General features: G+C 37.0%; 19 protein-coding genes. 5 read left to right on the top strand and 14 right to left on the bottom strand.

All coding sequences use genetic code 11. From position 1 onward, the window contains the following. Positions 1–40: 40 nt before the first annotated feature. From rodA to mreC, 4 genes are read right to left on the bottom strand one after another with little or no spacing between them, the layout of a single operon-like run. Positions 41–1,153: a rod shape-determining protein RodA gene (gene rodA, locus ABMA79_RS06560; RefSeq protein ID WP_392858542.1), complete on the bottom strand. Its 1,113-nt coding sequence runs from the start codon at positions 1,151–1,153 to the stop codon at positions 41–43. A 14-nt stretch (positions 1,154–1,167) separates the two neighbouring features. Next, positions 1,168–3,183 (bottom strand): penicillin-binding protein 2, encoded by a 2,016-nt coding sequence (mrdA, locus tag ABMA79_RS06555; protein ID WP_392858541.1) that lies wholly within the window; start codon positions 3,181–3,183, stop codon positions 1,168–1,170. Further along, positions 3,183–3,713 carry a hypothetical protein gene (locus tag ABMA79_RS06550; RefSeq protein WP_021268664.1) on the bottom strand — a complete coding sequence of 177 codons (531 nt, stop codon included), beginning with the start codon at positions 3,711–3,713 and terminating at the stop codon, positions 3,183–3,185. The genes mrdA and ABMA79_RS06550 overlap by 1 nt, the downstream gene beginning before the upstream one ends. Continuing rightward, a complete protein-coding gene (gene mreC, locus ABMA79_RS06545; RefSeq protein WP_392858539.1) occupies positions 3,710–4,600 on the bottom strand; it encodes a rod shape-determining protein MreC in 891 nt (296 codons plus the stop codon). Before mreC ends, ABMA79_RS06550 begins: the two co-directional genes overlap by 4 nt. Before the next feature lie 129 nt (positions 4,601–4,729). Here mreC and ABMA79_RS06540 point away from each other — a divergent pair, with 129 nt between their 5' ends. From ABMA79_RS06540 to ABMA79_RS06530, 3 genes are all read left to right on the top strand, one after another. After that, positions 4,730–6,193, top strand: a complete 1,464-nt coding sequence (locus tag ABMA79_RS06540; protein ID WP_393057256.1) for a SurA N-terminal domain-containing protein — start codon at positions 4,730–4,732, stop codon at positions 6,191–6,193. A 24-nt stretch (positions 6,194–6,217) separates the two neighbouring features. Then, positions 6,218–6,448 (top strand): ferredoxin, encoded by a 231-nt coding sequence (locus tag ABMA79_RS06535; RefSeq protein ID WP_021268351.1) that lies wholly within the window; start codon positions 6,218–6,220, stop codon positions 6,446–6,448. Positions 6,449–6,570: 122 nt separating this feature from the next. Further along, the gene (locus tag ABMA79_RS06530) at positions 6,571–8,403 is read left to right on the top strand and encodes a hypothetical protein (RefSeq protein ID WP_393091157.1); all 1,833 of its coding nucleotides are present in this window, start codon (positions 6,571–6,573) and stop codon (positions 8,401–8,403) included. Between the two features lie 401 nt (positions 8,404–8,804). Here the strand turns inward: ABMA79_RS06530 and ABMA79_RS06525 are convergent, their stop codons facing one another. The 4 genes from ABMA79_RS06525 to ABMA79_RS06510 all read right to left on the bottom strand — a co-directional run bounded on the left by ABMA79_RS06525 (position 8,805) and on the right by ABMA79_RS06510 (position 12,683). Beyond that, on the bottom strand, positions 8,805–9,839 hold the full coding sequence (locus tag ABMA79_RS06525; RefSeq protein ID WP_393091154.1) for a hypothetical protein: 1,035 nt from the start codon (positions 9,837–9,839) through the stop codon (positions 8,805–8,807). Between the two features lie 74 nt (positions 9,840–9,913). Then, positions 9,914–11,053: an acyl-CoA dehydrogenase gene (locus tag ABMA79_RS06520; RefSeq protein WP_392858529.1), complete on the bottom strand. Its 1,140-nt coding sequence runs from the start codon at positions 11,051–11,053 to the stop codon at positions 9,914–9,916. Positions 11,054–11,056: 3 nt separating this feature from the next. Continuing rightward, the gene (locus ABMA79_RS06515) at positions 11,057–11,848 is read right to left on the bottom strand and encodes an enoyl-CoA hydratase-related protein (protein WP_393091151.1); all 792 of its coding nucleotides are present in this window, start codon (positions 11,846–11,848) and stop codon (positions 11,057–11,059) included. After that, the gene (locus ABMA79_RS06510; RefSeq protein ID WP_393091148.1) at positions 11,838–12,683 is read right to left on the bottom strand and encodes a 3-hydroxybutyryl-CoA dehydrogenase; all 846 of its coding nucleotides are present in this window, start codon (positions 12,681–12,683) and stop codon (positions 11,838–11,840) included. The genes ABMA79_RS06515 and ABMA79_RS06510 overlap by 11 nt, the downstream gene beginning before the upstream one ends. Positions 12,684–12,910: 227 nt before the next feature. On the opposite strand from ABMA79_RS06510, the gene rpsT reads away from it, so the two are divergent. Beyond that, positions 12,911–13,171 (top strand): 30S ribosomal protein S20, encoded by a 261-nt coding sequence (gene rpsT / locus ABMA79_RS06505; protein ID WP_021268462.1) that lies wholly within the window; start codon positions 12,911–12,913, stop codon positions 13,169–13,171. Positions 13,172–13,268: 97 nt separating this feature from the next. Here the strand turns inward: rpsT and ABMA79_RS06500 are convergent, their stop codons facing one another. Further along, positions 13,269–14,225, bottom strand: a complete 957-nt coding sequence (locus ABMA79_RS06500) for a hypothetical protein (protein WP_393091145.1) — start codon at positions 14,223–14,225, stop codon at positions 13,269–13,271. Continuing rightward, the gene (locus ABMA79_RS06495; RefSeq protein WP_392858522.1) at positions 14,185–14,844 is read right to left on the bottom strand and encodes a hypothetical protein; all 660 of its coding nucleotides are present in this window, start codon (positions 14,842–14,844) and stop codon (positions 14,185–14,187) included. Before ABMA79_RS06495 ends, ABMA79_RS06500 begins: the two co-directional genes overlap by 41 nt. A 77-nt stretch (positions 14,845–14,921) precedes the next feature. Between ABMA79_RS06495 and ABMA79_RS06490 the strand changes: the two genes are divergently transcribed. After that, the gene (locus tag ABMA79_RS06490; protein ID WP_198011897.1) at positions 14,922–15,452 is read left to right on the top strand and encodes a DUF721 domain-containing protein; all 531 of its coding nucleotides are present in this window, start codon (positions 14,922–14,924) and stop codon (positions 15,450–15,452) included. Here the strand turns inward: ABMA79_RS06490 and ABMA79_RS06485 are convergent. Genes ABMA79_RS06485 through ABMA79_RS06470 form a run of 4 tightly spaced genes read right to left on the bottom strand, consistent with a single transcriptional unit; the run spans position 15,435 to position 18,823 of the window. Beyond that, the gene (locus tag ABMA79_RS06485) at positions 15,435–16,058 is read right to left on the bottom strand and encodes a methyltransferase (RefSeq protein ID WP_393091142.1); all 624 of its coding nucleotides are present in this window, start codon (positions 16,056–16,058) and stop codon (positions 15,435–15,437) included. The two genes, ABMA79_RS06490 and ABMA79_RS06485, sit on opposite strands and share 18 nt — an antisense overlap. After that, the gene (locus ABMA79_RS06480; RefSeq protein ID WP_392858517.1) at positions 16,042–16,629 is read right to left on the bottom strand and encodes an L-threonylcarbamoyladenylate synthase; all 588 of its coding nucleotides are present in this window, start codon (positions 16,627–16,629) and stop codon (positions 16,042–16,044) included. The genes ABMA79_RS06485 and ABMA79_RS06480 overlap by 17 nt, the downstream gene beginning before the upstream one ends. Next, positions 16,626–17,687, bottom strand: a complete 1,062-nt coding sequence (locus ABMA79_RS06475; RefSeq protein WP_393091139.1) for a hypothetical protein — start codon at positions 17,685–17,687, stop codon at positions 16,626–16,628. The genes ABMA79_RS06480 and ABMA79_RS06475 overlap by 4 nt, the downstream gene beginning before the upstream one ends. Positions 17,688–17,716: 29 nt before the next feature. Next, entirely contained in the window at positions 17,717–18,823 is a 1,107-nt protein-coding gene (locus ABMA79_RS06470; protein ID WP_393091137.1) for a hypothetical protein, read from the bottom strand. Between the last annotated feature and the right edge of the window lie 6 nt (positions 18,824–18,829).

Raw genomic sequence — 18,829 nt, 5'->3', positions numbered from 1 at the left:
TACCTATATTGATGCATTATCGATGCCAAAACTCCCCTTTTTAAAAGAAGCGCCTCGTGTTCGAAATTGAAGTCGCGACCCCTATACAAACCCCAAAGGTTAAAAGAGATGAACCCCCATAGGACATTAGAGGTAGAGGCAGCCCTACAACAGGAAGTAGTCCCATTACCATCCCCATATTGATAAAGGTGTGCCAGAAGAAAATACTCATAACTCCAATAATTGTGACGGACTCAAATATTCGGCTGACGTTAACGGAAAGCCAGACAAATCGGAAGAATAAAAAGAGATAGAGTCCGATGAGAAGGATGGCCCCAAAGAAGCCATGTTCTTCGTTATAAATTGAGAAAACAAAGTCAGTGTGATTTTCTGGAAGATAGTTAAGAGAAGCCTGAGATGACTTTCTTAATCCCTTACCAAAAATCTTTCCCGAACCGATTGCAATTTTTGATTGAATGGCATTGTATCCAGTTCCCTTTGCATCAGCTGTCGGATTGATGAATGTTCTAATACGATTTCGTTGATATTCTTTTAGACCAAACTGATACATCACTCCCCCACTCACAAGGCCCACAAGAGCGAGAATAAGAAGAGTCTTCCACTTTAGTTTTCTGAAAAATACCATTGTAAAGAAGATCAGAAGGATTAGAAGCCCTGTTCCTAAGTCTGGTTGAACGATAATCAAAATCGTTGGGATAAAAGCTAGGATGGCAGGCTTAATTAAGTCTTTTAGTCCTAATTCATTATCTGGAGCATAATTTCTAAAGTATCTTGCTAAGACGAAGATCACTGAGATCTTCATTAACTCTGAGGGCTGAAACCTAATAGGCCCAATCATTAGCCAACGTCTTGCCCCCATCCCTTTATGACCAAGAACAATTACTAAGATGAGTAAAACGATATTGAATAGGTAGATAGGCCAAGCAAAGCGATAGAGGTTTTGAGGGTTAATAAAGCTAATAACAAAAGCAATTACAATTGAAAGAGCATACCAACCGATCTGCACCTTAAATAAATTAGCATGCGCAGTCGAAGCAGATGCGTGAGTTGCCGAATAGAGATTTAGAATTCCAAAGAAAAAGATAACCGTACTTAAAAGAAAGAACGAAAAATCATACCTTTTAAAAAATTCTTTAATATTAGATAAATCCATTAAGCTCTCACTTTTTAATCTTCCGTTTGACCTTCATCATCACCGTCAGACTCTTCATTCTTTTTTTCTTTTTCAGCTTTTAGCCTTTCAGCTTCTTGTCTCTTCTTTCTTCTATCAGCAAAGAAATCAGACATAATCTTACGATCTTCCTTAGCGTAAATCTTATGAAGATCAGGCATATACTTTTTCATATATGTTGTCAGGACATTACGAACAATAGGCCCTGCAGCACCTGAACCTGAACAACCGTGTTCAACAACGGCCGCAACTGCAACACGTGGATTCTCATAAGGAGCAAAGGCAACAAATAAACCGTGGTGTCTTTGATTATATGGCTTATCAGCACAACGAGAGAAAAGCTCAGTTGTACTCATTGAAATAACTTGTGACGTTCCAGACTTACCGGCCATCTTAACACCAGTACCTCTTACCCACCAACCGGTACCTCTTGGATGGTTAGCAACTTCATAAAGTCCTTGCCTTACATCAATTAGAGTTTGTTCACTAACTTTGGCCGTTTGAACAAGATCTTCTTTAAAGCTTTTAATAATATCACCTTTATTATTAAAAACTTCTCTAACGATTTGTGGTTTATAGACTTTCCCACCATTAGCAATGGCCGCATATGAAACAGCTAACTGAAGAGGTGTCGTTAACATATAAGACTGACCGATTACACAACTTACAGTTTCACCGTCTTGCCACTTCTCACCGAAGCGTTTTTCTTTCCACTCACGAGTTGGAATTAATCCCGTTGTTTCACGAGGGAGAGCAATTCCAGTTTTTTCACCAAGGCCAAACATTCTCGAGTATTTTGCAAGAATATCAATATCAAGCTCAACCGCAATCTTGTAGTAATAAACGTCTACAGATCTTCTTAAAGATTTATATAAGTCAGTAATTCCGTGACCTGATCTTTTCCAGTCATTATATGTACGACGGCCTAGGCGAAAGCGAGGGCCACACATAACTTCATCTTTGGCCTTAATAATGCCTTCTTCTAAAGCAGCAATTGCTGTAAAGACTTTAAATGTTGAACCTGGTGCATAGTGATCTTGAATCGTACGATCTCGAAGAGGACGATCAGGATTATTAATGAGAGAGTTCCAATACTCTGAAGTTAGACCTTTTGAGAATTGTCCTGGATCGAAAGAAGGACGTGAAACCATCGTAAGAACTTCACCATTTCTAACGTCCACGGCAACAACACCACCAACTTTACCCTCGAGAGACTTATAGGCCGTCTTCTGCATATCACGATCAATAGTCAGCCTTAAGTTATTTCCAGGCGTCGCCTTTTTATTTTCAATTCCGGCAAGAATATTACTTGTACCAATTGAACGACGCATACGTCCTCTGGCATCAACTTCCATAATTTGATAACCATCTTCTCCACGTAGATCGCGATCAAATCTTTCCTCGACACCAGCTTGTCCGATAAAATCTCCAAGCTTATAGTCGATATTATCTCTTTTGCGATAGCGTGGAAGCTGGTTTTGAGAAATCTCACCAATATACCCTAATAAGTGAGAGCCTACTTCCTTGTCTCGATATTCACGTGAAATAAATGTTTCAACCTGAACACCTGGAAGCTTTTCGTTCTCAGTCTCAATAATTGCAACTTCTTTATTAGAGATATTCTTCTTAATACGAACAGGACGATAGCGTGCTTGTCCACGATACTTTTTTAAAGTCGAATGAATTTCTTTCTCACTCATATCAAGAATCTTAGAAAGCTTTTTAATCGTCTCTTTTCTATTATCAAGATATTGAGGAATGATAACTAAGTCGAAGCGAGGAACGTTATCAACTAGTAGTTGATTATTACGAGAAAAAATCATTCCCCTAGGGGCCTTAACCGTTTCTTTTCTTAGTCGGTTTTGAATTGAGTATTGATACAGAAGATCACCTTGGTAAATCTGTAAGTACCATAAACGTATTAAAATAACCGCGAATGCAAGTGTGATTAATGTAAATAGAATGTCGGCCCTAGTCTTATGGGACCGAACTACTTCTTCTTCAGCAAACATTAGACATTATTCCCCATGAGGCCTTCACTCTTCGTTCTCCATACCTTATCAAGTAGTGAGAAGAAAATTGGAGCTAATAAAGATAAGATAATACTCTCAGGAATAAAGCGCCAAAATTTCTGTACAATATAATCGAAGCTATCAAACTTTAAGTAAAGTAATGATGAACTAATTAAAAACCAAAGTACTTGGAAGAGAAAAACTGTAAGCATTGTAATAAAGCTACTTGTAAAATGTAGAAGGTCTCTTAAGTAACCAATAACAATACAAATCAGAATTCCTGAAATCGTTCCATACTCCCATCCTTCAATAGAGAATAGAGAGTGCGTTAACTGAAGAATTAAAATGATAATTGCAAGGTATGGAGTCTCTAATTTAAAACCAATATACAGAACAAGAAGTACATTAAATGGAATCATATATTTGTTAAGGCCAAATAGCGGTAAGAACGCACTGGCCAGAACTTCTAATACAATAAGGATTAATACAGTAATCAGTAATCGAATTGGGATATCTGAAGACTTAATCATCTCCCATCTCCTTGTTGGGCATTATTCTCTAGAGCTTCCCACTCCACTCGCTTCTTATCTTGATCCTCAGAAGGAACAAGAACAGCAACTTCTTCTAGTTTTGAAAAGTCGACAGTAGGAGTTACCTCAAGGTGTTGAGTAATCCCATAACTCTCTCTTTCAATCTTTGTGATAATCCCTACCGGAATTCCGCGCGGATAAATATTTCCAAGACCGGAAGTAATAACTAAATCATTTAGACGAACAGGGTCTGTACGAACCACATATTTCATCACAGTTCGCCAACCAGAATACCCTTCTAAGATACCGTATGAGCGAGTGCGATTTACAATGACATCAACGCGGTTACTTGGATCAAGAATTGTTAAAATATCTGCAAAGTGATCTGTGAGACGATAAACGTAACCAACAATCCCATCAGAAGTGACAACTGTTGATTGCAACTTGATCCCATCTTTAAAACCTTTATCGATACGAATAACTCTGAAGTCACTTGATGAATCCCATGCAACGACTTGGGCAGAAATCATCTCGTGTTTGATTTTTTTACCAAAATTTAAGATTTGACGCAGACGTTGATTTTCTTGCTCTAATTGCTTTAACGCAAAGACCTCTTGCTTAAGAGAACCAATTTGTTCTTTAAGAGAGACATTTTCTTTCGACGCATTAACATTGAGCATATAGTCTTCAAAGAATGATGCAACATTCTTGTATGCATTTGAAATACCTCTTTGAAGAGGGGCCAAGGTGTCCATCATAACATTTTCAAAAATAGAGGCTTCTTTATAAGGGGCCTTACGCTTTGACACGCCGTAAAATGCAAGTGATAGGACAACTAGGTTAATGATTAATTTGGTTCGAGATCCTTCCGATGCAATTAGCTTCATTCTAATCCTAAGTTGCTATTTTTTTTTATATTAAAAGAGTACACAGGATTATTTAAACTGCCAATATTCTTTACGGAGTAGCATATTTAAGTGATAATAACGAAAATTAAAATTACATGGAGTGGTAAAATGTCATCTAATTTTCAGAAAAAATCATCGCAGATATTCCTGACTCTTTTCATCGGAATTATCGTTATTTCATTCATGGTTTCAGGCCCTTTCTTCAACACAGGTACACCAGACTCAATTGGTAGTGTTGCCGGTCATGATATCAAAGTACGTGACTTCAATATGGAAGTTCAAAGACAATCAGATTTTTACTCTAAGTTTATTGGTGGAGGACAACCTCTTACTTCTCAACAAATGAGCCAGTACAAAGTTTACGACAACGCGATCAGAAATTTAGTATTCCAAAAACTAAGAGTTGTTCTTGCTGAAGACCTTGGTGTTCTTGTTTCAAAAGATGAAGTAATTAACGACATTAAAAATACTTCATACTTTCAAACTAATAAGCAATTCGACATCAATAAGTACAAGACTCTTCTTTCATACAATAAATTCACTCCAGAAAATTATGAAGAAGAAACAAAAGAAAGAATTGCACAAAGAAAACTTCAAAATATTGTTCAACATGTACCTGTTTCAAAGGCACTTACTGAAGAACTGAACAAATTATATAATGAAAAGAGAAATGCAAAGATTATCACAATCAAAAATGCAAACGTTAGAAAGCTTGTAACAATCTCTTCTTCAGATATCACTGAGTTCTTAAAGGAAGAAGCTAACAAGGCAAAAGTTGAGTCTCTATTTAAAGACAAACTTCCACTACTAAGCCAACAAGAAGAAGTAAAAACAAGACATATCTTAATTACTTTTGAAAATGGTAATGAAGCAGATGCACTAAAAGAAGCAAATAAAATTAGAAAAGAAGTTAATAAGAAGAACTTCGTAGCACTTGCAAAGAAGTACACGCAAGAACCACAAGGTAAGGCCAACGGTGGAGACCTTAATTGGGTTAAGCGTGGTCAAATGGTTCCAGAGTTTGAAAAAGCAACTTTCACACTTAAGAAAGGTGAAATCTCTCAGCCAGTTAAAACTTCTTATGGTTACCACATTATCTACGCTGAAGATCGCAAAGAAGCTGTTACAGCAAAACTAGCGGATCACCAAAAAGATATTGCAAAAGAAATTCTTCAAAAAGAAAAAGATGTTGCTCCTCTAATGAAGAAAGCAATCACAGAAGTACAAAAAGCTGCTTCAAACTCAAAAGCACTAAGTGCACTTGAAAAGAAGTACGGACTTGGTATTAAAGAAATCAATATCAATAAACTTGAAGGTGCTGGGCCAACAGGTGAACTTGATGAAAAACAAGTTGCTGAAGTTTTCACAAAAGACTCAGGTCTATTTACTTTTGAAGATGCAACACAAACAACAATTGTTGCAACGACACCTGCTAAGTCAACAGATTCAAAGGGTTATGATGTAAATTCACTTACTAATATTAGTGCTCAACAAACTCTAAAAACTCTGCTAGATAAGTTAGGTAAAGAATATACTTTCAAGCAAAATAAATACGCACAATTACCACAGTAATTTTAAATAATTTGGAGAAGTGAGATGGCCGACAAAAGCGCAAAATTTGATCAAAATGTAGATGGAAAATTCTATGTTGATGACCAATGCATCGCCTGTGATGCTTGCGTTATGGAGGCCCCTCGCTTCTTTGAAATGAATGACGATGAAGGACACGCCTTCGTAAAACTTCAACCTTCAAACGATGCAGAACTTGAAGAATGTATGTCAGCTCTTGAGGCATGCCCAGTTGAAGCAATTGGTGAGGACGGTTAAGTCCTCAATTTCTTTGCAACAACCTCTCCTCTCACCTCCTCCTAAACCACTAAAATCACATTAAATTAAATCAAATTGAATTAAAGTTATCTGCCTAAATAACCGAGTAGTATAATATGGTTATGAGGTTAAAAACCCTATTTATTCTTACTAGCTTAAGCCTTAGTGCCGTTGCCAAAAATAGCAACGATAATGCGGAGGCACGCTACCTTCAAGTTCTAACAAGTCAAAACCCAATGTTTGAAAGTGCCATGAGTGTACCAGGTGTTCAAGATATGTACTCTGAATGCTATCGATTGGAATCTGAAAAGAACACCTTCAGTGGAGTTGATCTTGGTAATTGTCTTTGGGGAAGAATTCAGGCCGATGAGGGAACCCTTAAACAAATCAACAAATTAGTTGAAAAGCAAAGTGGTAAGAAAGGATCTGGCCGTTACCGCACAACGATGGATACAACGAAAGGAACATCTAAGGGACTTGAAACCTTAAAACAATTTCTTATCGAAAAACTAGAAAAGGCACTCTACGGGGAATTTGATAGTACAAAAGGTAAGTTTGATAAAATTGCCAGCCAAAAAACTTTCTTTGAATTATACAAAACACAATTAGGTAAGAATATTATCTCAGCGGCCACAAGCTACTGTATCGAATCAAAGAACTATGGCTACCCTCTTATCTCTGAAGATGAAGCAGAAAGAGAAAGAATCAAAAATGAAAATCTTGCAGGCCTTAATCAAACAGTTGTTAAAACAGACCCAAACACAGGTGAGCAAAAACAAGTTCTTAAATCGGCCAGTAATTGGGAAGCTTGTATTGGAAATATTAATGCTGTCTGCTACGCAGGTGCGGCCGGAGGTGAATTCAAAGTCTTCAGCCCCGACCCAAGTAACGCTCAAGGTGGGCGCAAGGTCGTTCGTGCAGATATCGTCAATGAATGTGCTAGACATGTTCCAGGTAATGATAGTGATGAAAAAGTTGATAAGTGTGATTCCCTCGTTCGCTACTCATACCCTAGAGCGTGTAATGTTATTCAATATATTGAGTTAGCAAGACAGAGTATTACGACAACTGATGGAATCGCAAAGAAGTTTGAAAAACTGCAAGGCGCAGACAGTTTATCAAACGTAAAAATGTACGACTCAAGAGAGAACTCTGACGAGAGTATTGATGCTCTCACAACAATTTCTTCAGGGGATGCGATGGAAGCAATGGCCAAAGGTCAAAAAGAAGAAATCGCAGCAATGGAAGAATGCTACAAAGACGGCCAAATTGTTGACGGCGAAGCTTGTCAGAAATTCCTTTCGTCAAATAGAGAAGAACAATACTCCTTACTTGGAGAGCTTAAGGTTCAAGAAGAAGTCACACTACAAAAACTTAAGGATATCGAAGATAATCCAGAAGAAGTTGCAAAGCTATTAATTGAAGAAGGTTACACTGAAGATGAAGCAAAGAATCTTGCTACAGTACAAGGTGTAAAGGATCAAATCGCCAAGCGCTACGAAGCGAAGAAAGATGCTATCCTTCAGTCACTAAGTGATGAAATAAAGAAGCATACAACAAAGGGTGATGAATTTAGCGAAATCGAAGACCTTGAGACAATAGCAGCACTTGCTGAAAAAACGCAAAAGAGAGCGGAGAATTTCTCAAAGCTCGTTCACTTCAATAATATTGTTTCTTCATACCTTGAAATTCGAAGTGGTGATGAGAACGAAGACACTCAACGAAACACTCGTGCACTTGCCATGGAAATGAAGAACTCAATTCTGTCAGAAGAAAATCGTGAAAAGTATCAAGAGATGGGAGTTGACCTAGGCTCAATTGGCTACTCTGCTGATGAGCTTAATGAAAAGTTTGCATCAACTGGTATGGATTATTCTGAATCTTCAAATGATGATGCCACACTTGATGTTGGTGACATTAACACTTATCTTTTAAGTTTATTTAAGGGTGAGTAGTTTAGGTTCCAGCAGACTTTTACGTAAGCACTGCGCTGTACCCTACTTCCAATTTAAATGGGGATTGTTGCTAACTTTCACTTCGTAAAAGTGTCGCTAAGTGCAAAGTTTTTTTTCTCCTGAGACACATCCTGCGGCAAAAGTGCCCCAAAGGGCAGTTTTGAAGCAGAGATGAATGTGACCTAAGAAACAAAGAGCGTAGCTCGCGTGTTTCGGTCATGTAAGAAAGATTGTATGCTAACTTTCACTTCGTGAAAGTGTCGCTTTTTTTGCGACATCTTTCCCATTTCTCCTGAGACAACAAAGCCGGGCTTGAACCCGGCTTGTTGAAATATTTTTTTAGCTAAAGATTGGGGAGCTGGCGTAGCGTCCAATAGTTTGCCTGTGGGCAAACAATGACGCTACTCCTCATCCATAATAGCTTTAACAGATGACTTAGTTTCGAAAGCGATATCTTGATCGTCTTCTGCATCAATATCATCAACTTCGTCAAAGCTTTCATCCGCTTCGATATCCATCTCACGAAGAACATCAACGAATGACTTATCATCACTAAGATCTTTTAAGACCTCATCGATTACTTTTACAGGATATTTACCAATAATCTCTTTTACGTATTTCTGAAGCATTCCCTCTTCAAGAATTGAGATTTTGTTTTTGATCTCTTTCCAATACCCAATATAGTGAAGACGACAGAAACCAGCTGTTGTTGCAGGGTTATCACATCCCTTTGCTAAACACTCGTCTGTATCACCAAGGAAGTAGTCTAAAGTTTCAGCAAGTCTAAATACTTCTTCTACCTTCTCTTCTTCTGTCGATGGAAGTGGAGTCTTTTTAATAACAACTTCTTCTTCCTCTTCTTCAGGAACAACTTTTTCCTCAACCTCTTCGACTTCTTCAACTTCTTCTTCAAAAAGTTCAGGCTGAAGCTCAACAACTTCTTCTACTTCAACTACTTCTTCAACAATCTCTTCCTTCTTAGCTTTTGCTTTAGTTGGTTTCGTCGTTGCTTTCTTAGCAGTTGTTTTTGCAGCAGCTTTTTTAGTTGTTTTCTTTGCAACTTTCTTAGCAGGTGCTTTAGTCGCTTTCTTTGCTACTTTCTTTGCTGCAGCTTTTGTTGTTTTCTTGGCTACTTTCTTAGTCACTTTCTTAGCTGCCTTTTTTGTAACTTTCTTAGCTACTTTCTTTGCTGTTTTTGGGGCAGCTTTCTTAGTTGTTTTTTTGGCTACTTTTTTGGCCGCTTTCTTAGTTACTTTCTTTGCAGCTTTTTTAGCTGTCTTTTTCGTAACTTTCTTTGCTGCTTTCTTAGCTACTTTTTTTGCAGTCTTTTTAGCTGTTTTTGGAGCTGCTTTTTTAGTAGTTTTCTTAGTTGTCTTTTTTGCAACTTTCTTCGCAGCTTTTTTAGCTGTTTTCTTCTTAGTAGTTTTTTTGGCCATGCCTACTTTCTCCAAGATTTTCTTTAACATAACAAGTTAAAACCGTATCACTTCTCTTTCAATTGAACAACTATCTACTTTAAGCTCTTAAGCTCATTAGCAGCGATAACCACTCTTTGAATCTCTGAAGTCCCTTCATAAATTTCTGTAATTTTAGCATCACGGAAGAATCTCTCAACCGGATACTCTTTTGTATAACCATTACCACCACAAACTTGAATTGCTTGAGTTGTAATCCACATTGCAGATTCAGCAGCAAAAAGCTTAGCTTGAGCTGATTGTAGTGAGTATTCTTCACCATTATCTTTTCTGCGAGATGCTTCCCAAATCAGAAGACGAGATGCAGCAAGCTTTGTACTCATATCAGCAAGTTTAAACTGAATTGCTTGAAGAGCATGTAGAGGCTTTCCAAACTGAACTCTTTCATTTGAGTAGTGCTTAGCATAACGGAAAGCAGCTTCACCAATACCTAGGGCTTGAGCAGCAATACCAATACGTCCACCATCAAGAGTATTCATGGCAATTTTGAAACCTTTTTCATATTCACCAAGTAAATTCTCTTTTGGAACTCTTACTTTGTCGAATGCAATTTGAGCTGTAGAAGACCCTTTGATCCCAAGCTTTTCTTCACATTTCATAACTTCGAAACCTTCCGAGTCACACTCAACGATGAATGCAGAGATTCCTTTGTAGTTATCTGTCTTTGAAGTTTTTGCAAAAACAACTGCAATATTTGCTTCTTTACCATTTGTAATAAAGTTCTTAGTTCCAGTGATTTCATAGTAATCACCTTTATCTTCTGCATAAGTTGTTAATGAACCTGCATCTGTCCCAGCGTTTGGTTCAGATAGACAGAAACAACCAATATGCTCACCTGAAGCAAGTTTTGGAAGATATTTTTTCTTTTGCTCTTCATTACCAAAGTTTAAAATCGGGTAAACACAAAGAGATGTGTGAGCTGAAATTAAAACACCAGTTGAAGCACAGGCGCGAGAGATCTCTTCAACGATAATTGAATATGAAACGTAGTCCATACCTGCTCCACCATACTCTTCTGGAACATATGAACCTAGGAAACCATTTTCACCAAGCTTACCAACAAGCTCAGTTGGAATCTTTTCATTCTTATCAATAGAAGCAGCAAGTGGTGCAACTTCACTGTCTGCAAATTTAGAAACGAGGTCTCTAAGTTCTTGGTAGTCACTTAACATCATTTATTATTCCCCTTTAAATACAGGTTTTCTTTTTTCAACAAAAGCCGCACTCCCTTCTTTCATATCGTAAGAAGAGAAAATATCACCAAAGTGGCGAGCTTCAATATCTAGACCTTGTTCAATAGTAAGGTCATTACCTTCATTCATAATTTGTTTAGAAATTGCGATAGCATTTGGTGAATTCTTAGCAATGCTTTCTAAAGTTTTCATTGCCTCATCAAGCATTTCTTGTTGTGTTTCAAAAGAGCGAACAACAAGACCAATTTCTTTTGCTTCATTAATATCTACATTACGTCCAGTGTAGATAATTTCTTTAGCACGATTGCGACCAATAAGCTTAGCAAGTCTTTGTGTTCCACCAAAACCAGGAACAAGACCTAACTTTACTTCAGGCTGACCAAATACTGCAGTATTTGTTGCATAGATAAAGTCACATGCCATGGCCATCTCGCAACCACCACCAAGTGCAAAACCATTTACACAAGCGATCACTGGAATATTTAAACCTTCAAATAGAAGCGTTACATCTTGACCAAGAGTTGAGAAGTCATGTCCTTCATCAACACTCATATCACTCATTTCTGCAATATCTGCACCAGCAATAAATGCCTTCTCACCTGCACCTGTAAAAATCATCCCCTTAAGGTCATGACCTTCACTTAGTGAAGATAGGAAATCCTTTAGCTCGTGAAGAACTTGAGAATTAAGAGCATTATATTTCTTTTCACGGTTAACTTTTAAAACACCAAAGTCACCCATTTTTTCAAATGCGATTGTTTCGAAATTAGTACTCATATACACCCTTTCCTACCTTACGACCGAAGCGACCAGCAGTTACGTATTTCTTAAGAAGTGGACATGGACGGTACTTAGTATCACCTAGTCCATCATGAAGAACTTCCATGATTGCAAGACAAGTATCAAGACCGATAAAGTCTGCAAGCTCAAGTGGCCCCATTGGCTGATTACAACCAAGTTTCATGGCATCATCGATTCCCTTCGCTTGCGCAACACCTTCATAAAGTGTGTAGAATGCTTCGTTAATCATTGGCATAAGAATTCTATTAACAGCAAATCCTGCTACATCGTCTGCACGTACAACAGTTTTTCCCATTTTAGTTGCAGCTTCTTCTACTGCATTGATTGTTTCAGCACTTGTCTCAAGTCCTGTGATTGTTTCAACAAGCTTCATTACAGGAACTGGATTCATAAAGTGCATTCCAGCAACTTTTGCAGGACGAGAAGTCGCAGCTGCAATCTCTGTAATAGAAATTGAAGAAGTGTTTGAAGCAAGAATTGCTTCTGGTTTTGCAATCTCATCTAATTGCTTAAAGATTTTGAATTTAATTTCTTTGTTTTCAGTTGCAGCTTCGATGAATAGGTCGCAATCTTTAAGATCGGCCATATCCGAAGTTGCTGTAAGGTTTGCAAGAGTTGTCTCAACATATGACTGCTCCCACTTTCCTTTAGTAACACCTTTGTCTAATTGCTTTTTGATAAAGTTGTAACCGAACTCAAGGCCCTCGGCCGAGATATCATACATAAAAACTTTATAGTCATTCATGGCGGCAACTTGAGCAATCCCACGCCCCATTTGCCCTGCTCCAATAACGGCAATTTGTTTAATCATTGTGTCTCCTTTGTATTGGCATTGAAAGTACCTAATTTATAAGGGATCGTCCATTAAATTACTGGTAAATAGGGCCTTATTTGGTCCTATGGACCACCCAGTGCATACAATAAATTATAGTGACTTATCGTGTAAATTTAACTTTTCCCTTGCAAAAGGGCCCTTGGCAGATTATAAAAAGGGGCTTATTAATTAGATGTTGAACAAGTTAAACGTAGGAGTCGATTGTGGCAAACCACAAATCTGCAAAGAAAAGATCTAGACAATCAATTGTTAGAAACGAAAGAAATACTGCAAGAAAAACTGCTGTTAAATCAGCTGTTAAGAACGTAAGAAACGCTATTGAAGCAGGTAAAAAAGAAGAAGCATCATCTCTTCTAGTAACTGCACAAAAGCTTCTTTCTCGTCTTTCTAAGCACGGTGTTATCAAAGGTAACGCTGCTGGTAGAAAAACGTCTAGACTAGCTAGCCAAATCAACAAACTTTAATCTTTTACGAAAGTTTGAATATATAAAAAGCGGAGAGACTTCTCCGCTTTTTGTGTTTGTGCTCATTTTTCAATATTCTTAATAAATTCTTATATTTCTAAAGACCTAAGTATTCTCTTCTTAGACAGTCTCTTAGCCAAAAGTCCTTAGACTTGGCCATAATCTCAAAGTTAATCATCTTTTGCTGAAAATCGATCAATTCGTTAAAGTCCCACTTGCGAGCAGCAAGTTGAATTCCTCTATCGTACTTGCTCGGCGACTTCTTAGCTGCCAAATACGAAGGATCAATAACTTTATTCACGTGTCCCTGAAAAGAACGGAAGAAATCGAGGTAGAGTCCAAAATCATCTTCAATTAGAAGTAGGTTTAAATAAAACCTTTTAAGATTTGATTGATTGAATAAATCGGCCTGATCAAAGAAGTCTAACTTCTTAACCTTAATTAATGACTTCGCCTTTTCAAGAGAGATTGCTCCCCTTTCATCAACATGGTGAGAAAGAATATGACAACAATTGAAATAGTCACTGGCATTATCTGGAACCGACTTCTCGATAAAGTTTTTAATTTGCGCAGAGATTTGGAAACCAAAGTACTTTGCGAATACATCGAGGTATTGGCCAAAGTGCCACGGCTTTGGAGCACTTAAAGAAAGTGCAGTTAAGTCATCTTTTGGAAAACCTTTTGGAAGCCTTCCCTTCGTTATAAAAATAATCGACTCATTAATTAAATGGCGATTATTATTAAAAGTTTCGAATGCATTTGCCTTAATATCTTGAGCATCAATAATGATGAATGGGCCAGAAGGGCCAAATAAACCACCTCCAGCTAAAAGCTCTTGCTCAATAAAGTCGAGACTAAACTCATGCGGCCAAAGTTTTTTTGCTTTCTTGGCCAAACTGTCACAAATAATTTTTGAGGTAAATTCATCTGGGACACTTAAGTGGTAGACACCTTCAAAAGCTTCCAAAATAGAAACAATCTTATCAATTCCGCTAAGTTCAAAGCTCTGCTTTTTAGAAGGCATAAAGAAGTACCTCTCTAAAATCTTCTCCAAAGTCCTTCGCATCATCTGCTAGAGACTTTTTAAATGTTCCTCTATTCTTAACACTTCTTAAAGGCGCAGAACTATCGATTCCTCCAACAGTGTTTTCAATGATATATGAACTATTGATAGAGAACTTCTTTGAGAAGATACTACGTGGAAATTGAGAATGATCTAATTTATAAAATGATTCATAGAATTTAATTTCTTCAAAATTTGGTTTTTTAAAGACACTAACTTCAACTTCAAAATTATAAGCACCTTCCGTTGAAAGATAGAAGGCATTCCTATTTCCACCAAGTTGATTCTTTTGATCATCACTCATCAGGGTATCACCCTGCTCTCTTACTTCCTTACCGGCCATTTTCTTACTTGTAATTTCCGCAAGTAAAATAGCATCACTGCGATAATTCTTTCCGGTACGAACTCTTAAGTTACTAAATGAAGATAATGTTTCAACGATTTGATCGGTATAGATTTGCGAAAGGCCAGTAATTCCCGTGTGATTCTTAACAACAAAAACTGTTACACTGTGAACACCTTGTGCCTCAAACGGATTACTTGAGTCACTAAAACGATACCCCGCACAAGAGCTCAATAAAACGACGCTGATAAGTATAAGAAACTTCATATTACTAATATGCCTAGGATTAATGGAATCGTCTATTACTTTGACTGTAAGAGCCTATTTAATATATGATGCATGCTGTGAAAAACCTCAAAGACATCCTCAAAGATATTGATACTGACGGGCAATTAGCACGTTACAAGAACTATGCTCCAAAGAAAAAAGGACTTGGAAGTGTGGATCTTTTTGACTTCCTCGATCTTTCAAATTCATGGGATAAAATTGTTGGTCCAAGGCTTTCACAATTTACAATTCCACTAAAGCTTAAGCACAAGTCACTGACAATTTTAACTTCTCACCCTGTCTATGCTCAACAACTAAAATATATGGAAACAGAAATTATCAAATCGATTGGTAATGTTCTGCCACAAACAAAAGGCCATATCACAAAAGTATTCTTCCAAGTTGATAATCAATATTTCACAAAGAAGAAGTCTGCCGTTGTAAAGAAAGAGCAAGTAAAGAAAGAAGTTGAAAATAGACTTCACCCTCAATCGCCCGAATACAAGGCCATTATGCAGGCAGCAGAGAATGAGTTTAGAGATATTGGTGATAAGGATCTTAAAGAATCACTAAAGTCTTTATACTTTCAATTACGAACGAAGAAGTAAGTAGATTGAAAAGGCACTGGCCTCACTTACCTTCTCAACTCGATACTTAAGTGAAAGCTCTTCAATAACTCTGATGCTGTCTTTATCCTCACGGCAAACAAAGAAGAACCTTCCATTAGCAGATAAAAGCTCAACACCTCTATTCAGAAGGCCATTTAGTTGTCCATCTTTATACTCTCGACAAATTCTTGTTCTTTCATCTTTTGGTGAACGGCCACTGGCGTGATGAAAGTATGGAGGATTCATTACAATTAGATCATATCGATCTTGAGACTGTTCTAAGTCTTTTAGAATGTTACAAATATTGATATTGAAATCTGTCTTAGGAAAGTATTCACTTACTTGGCCAATATTATTTTCAAGGTGCTTTCTGTAGTCCTCTTGTAGTTCATAGAAATCAATAGAGCTCACCTTGAGAGAAGGGTCATCCATTAATTTTTGAATAATCTCAAGAGAGATAACACCACTTCCACAGCATAGGTCTGCAACTTTTCTAGGACTAATAGAGTTATCAATAAGATAGTTAACGACGAGATTTGCTAGTTCAATTGAATCACGTGAAAAACGATAGAATTCAGGTTGAGAATAATTAGTAATTAATTCCATGCCTATCTAAAGTTTCGAGAATACTTTGAATATCCTCACCTTCACGAATAATCTTTGCACTAAGGCCGGAGATAAATACGATTGTTGAAGATTTACCACTTGGAACTAAAAACTCTGAACTAATGAAATTAGTTTCGGGACAATGTTTTTGCCAAAAAAGATTTGCCTCATCAGTATCACTAATCGGATCTTCTCCAGTTAGATTTAAACTCGTAGAAGTAATAAAGCCGGGAAAATCCTTTATGCATTCATCTATGATTTCATTTTGAATTACTCGAAAACATATATAATTTGTTTCATCAAATGGGCCTGATGGAAAACTAATCTTCAAACTGGCCTTAGGAATACCTACCGTAATTTGATACTTAAAAAGCTCGTCAAATAATTCATCTAAGCTTTCAGATCCGCTAAAGCTTTCAACTAGGTTCTGTATATCATTTGTTAAGATACTTAAGGGCTTATTTATTGAAGTTCCCTTAATTTTAGCGATTAGCTCATAAGTCTCAATTTCAAATGGGTTTCCACCAATTCCCCATACTGTATCAGTGGGATAGATAAAGATATTTTTCATAGATCGACCATTATATTCTTAATTATATTTTCGTCCCTTTGACCTAGATATAGTAAATGAAACGCAATCCAGCTACTATTTTTTTCACTTAGCCTATTGGCCAAATATGTTCTTTCAATGCTAAAGATTGGCCTTTCAAAAAATGAATCTTTCTTAACAAGCTCTCTTTTAAAAACAGGATTTCTTAGTCCCACCATTAACGCCATCATCTTCTCAAAATTATAGGACTTATATGAAGTTGCGACTTTATTAATTAAATCATCTCTCTTCTTACCAATATTAGGAATATTATATTCAAAAAGAATAATCCCATAATCATCGAAGCCTTGAATAGCTGGTGTATTAAAATAACGCTCAACAAGCTTCTGCTTCATCTTAAAGTCGTCAAGCTCTTGAACCCAAAATGGAGCGAGCTTAATTCCAAATTTATAACTTGATAGATCAAACTCCAGAGCAGATCCAAATGTTTGATTAAGAAGCTGTGTTAACTTTAATCGACTATCTCCTGTCGAGATATGAGTAAATTTTTTAAAAAGCATTAATTTATAAACTTCATCTATACTTGAGCTATTTACAATATCAAACACTCTCATCAGAGCGGCCTCATAACGAGCTCTGACCTGCTTTGGAATATTATCATTGATCCATACAGGGTAAAGTTCAATATTCCTCTTTAGGAGGTCAATGATGACTCCAGTGAGCCACTCTCCCTTATTAAGAGAAGACGCTATTACAATCTCTAGCACAAGCTGATGAAAATTACTTCTTTCTAATTTTTTTAAAAACTTTTGATGAGCAATATTCTTGCTATTAAATTTAATTTTGAGGGCCTTTTCTAACTCTTCGACCTGCTTAATTGAGCGGACCTCGCTCTTATTCTGCATAATAATATCAGAATAGAATAACTCCTGACATTTGGCCTGAAACTCAATCCACTGATTTGAAGACTGACCAGATGTTGTAAAGGCATAGATTAAATTGAATTCAAACTTTGAGATATTTGAACAATTAGCTGGCGGTGATTTTACAAACTCCGGTTTATATTCAACACCACTCAAAGATAAGTTGTAAGAAATATTAACGTAGTTTAAAAATATCTTTTTTTTTTATCTGCTTGAAACTCTTGTGCCAAAACTGTTGTTGTTGGCATCTTGAATTGCATCTGAGAGAAAAGATCTTTCCCTACTAATTTCGAATAAAATTTTGAGATAAAGAAAAGTAAAATAATAAGAACACCAATGGCCACATAAACGAAGCTATAGTCACTTTTTCTTTTCTTCTTTTTGGATTTACCTGATTTTTTCTTAGTTTTCTTTTTCTTAGGTCGAGGCATTTCAACGGCCTTCATTGGCTGTATATCGTCCTCTTCTTCATTTAAAACGGGTGCTGACTTAGGTAGTTCGGCCAGTTTTTCGCTCTCAAGAGCAAGTCTAGCATCTTCAGCAATATCATCTAGGTCCGACTTAACTTCAGAATCTTTCTGCGCACTGGCCTCTGCTTCAGCTTCCGCTACTAAAAGATCAATTTGGCTACCAGTTGAAGCCTCTTCTTTAACAAGAGAAATTGTAGATTGAGTGCTACCAATATCAGGAAAATCGAGATCATCATCACTTGGTAGAACAATTTCTTCTTCCTCTTCAACATTCATGGCCTGGGCGACCTCTGACATACTTACGCCAGTGTCCATATCCTTTAGAGGACTTGTGCTTGCAGGAGCTGCAGGAACGTCATGCTGTGGAAGAGTGTTATTGCTATAATCAATTGGCTCAGGAAAATCGAGATCACCATCTTCAGGTAATACAATCTCTTCACCATCTTCATTTGTATTAATTGAAATTATTCCACTCGCTGAAGTTTCAACTTCTGGAGTTGAAGGAGTCGTTGGAATTACCTCTTCTGAGTCTTTCATTTTATCAACGATACCAGTGGTCTTTACTAGCTTTGTTACACTAGAGGCCACTTTCGTCTTTGCTTCAGAAACTGGATTGAAATTCTGCTCTTCTTCGCCAAATAAGTAACGATTCAATAAGTCGTCTTCTTTAATCCAAAACCAATAACCATTCCCACTACAGATTTCATCTTCGTCTGTAAGTGTTCCGTCTTGAACAAATTCGATAACTTTTTGTTTCGAAAGTGGGCCAAGAATCTTATTTGATTTTGTGCGAATTAGCCAATTTCTATTGTCCATCATCATCTATTT

Source organism: Halobacteriovorax sp. HFRX-2_2, from assembly GCF_043196705.1.
Lineage (GTDB): Bacteria > Bdellovibrionota > Bacteriovoracia > Bacteriovoracales > Bacteriovoracaceae > Halobacteriovorax_A.
This window is presented reverse-complemented; position numbering and strand designations above follow the sequence as displayed.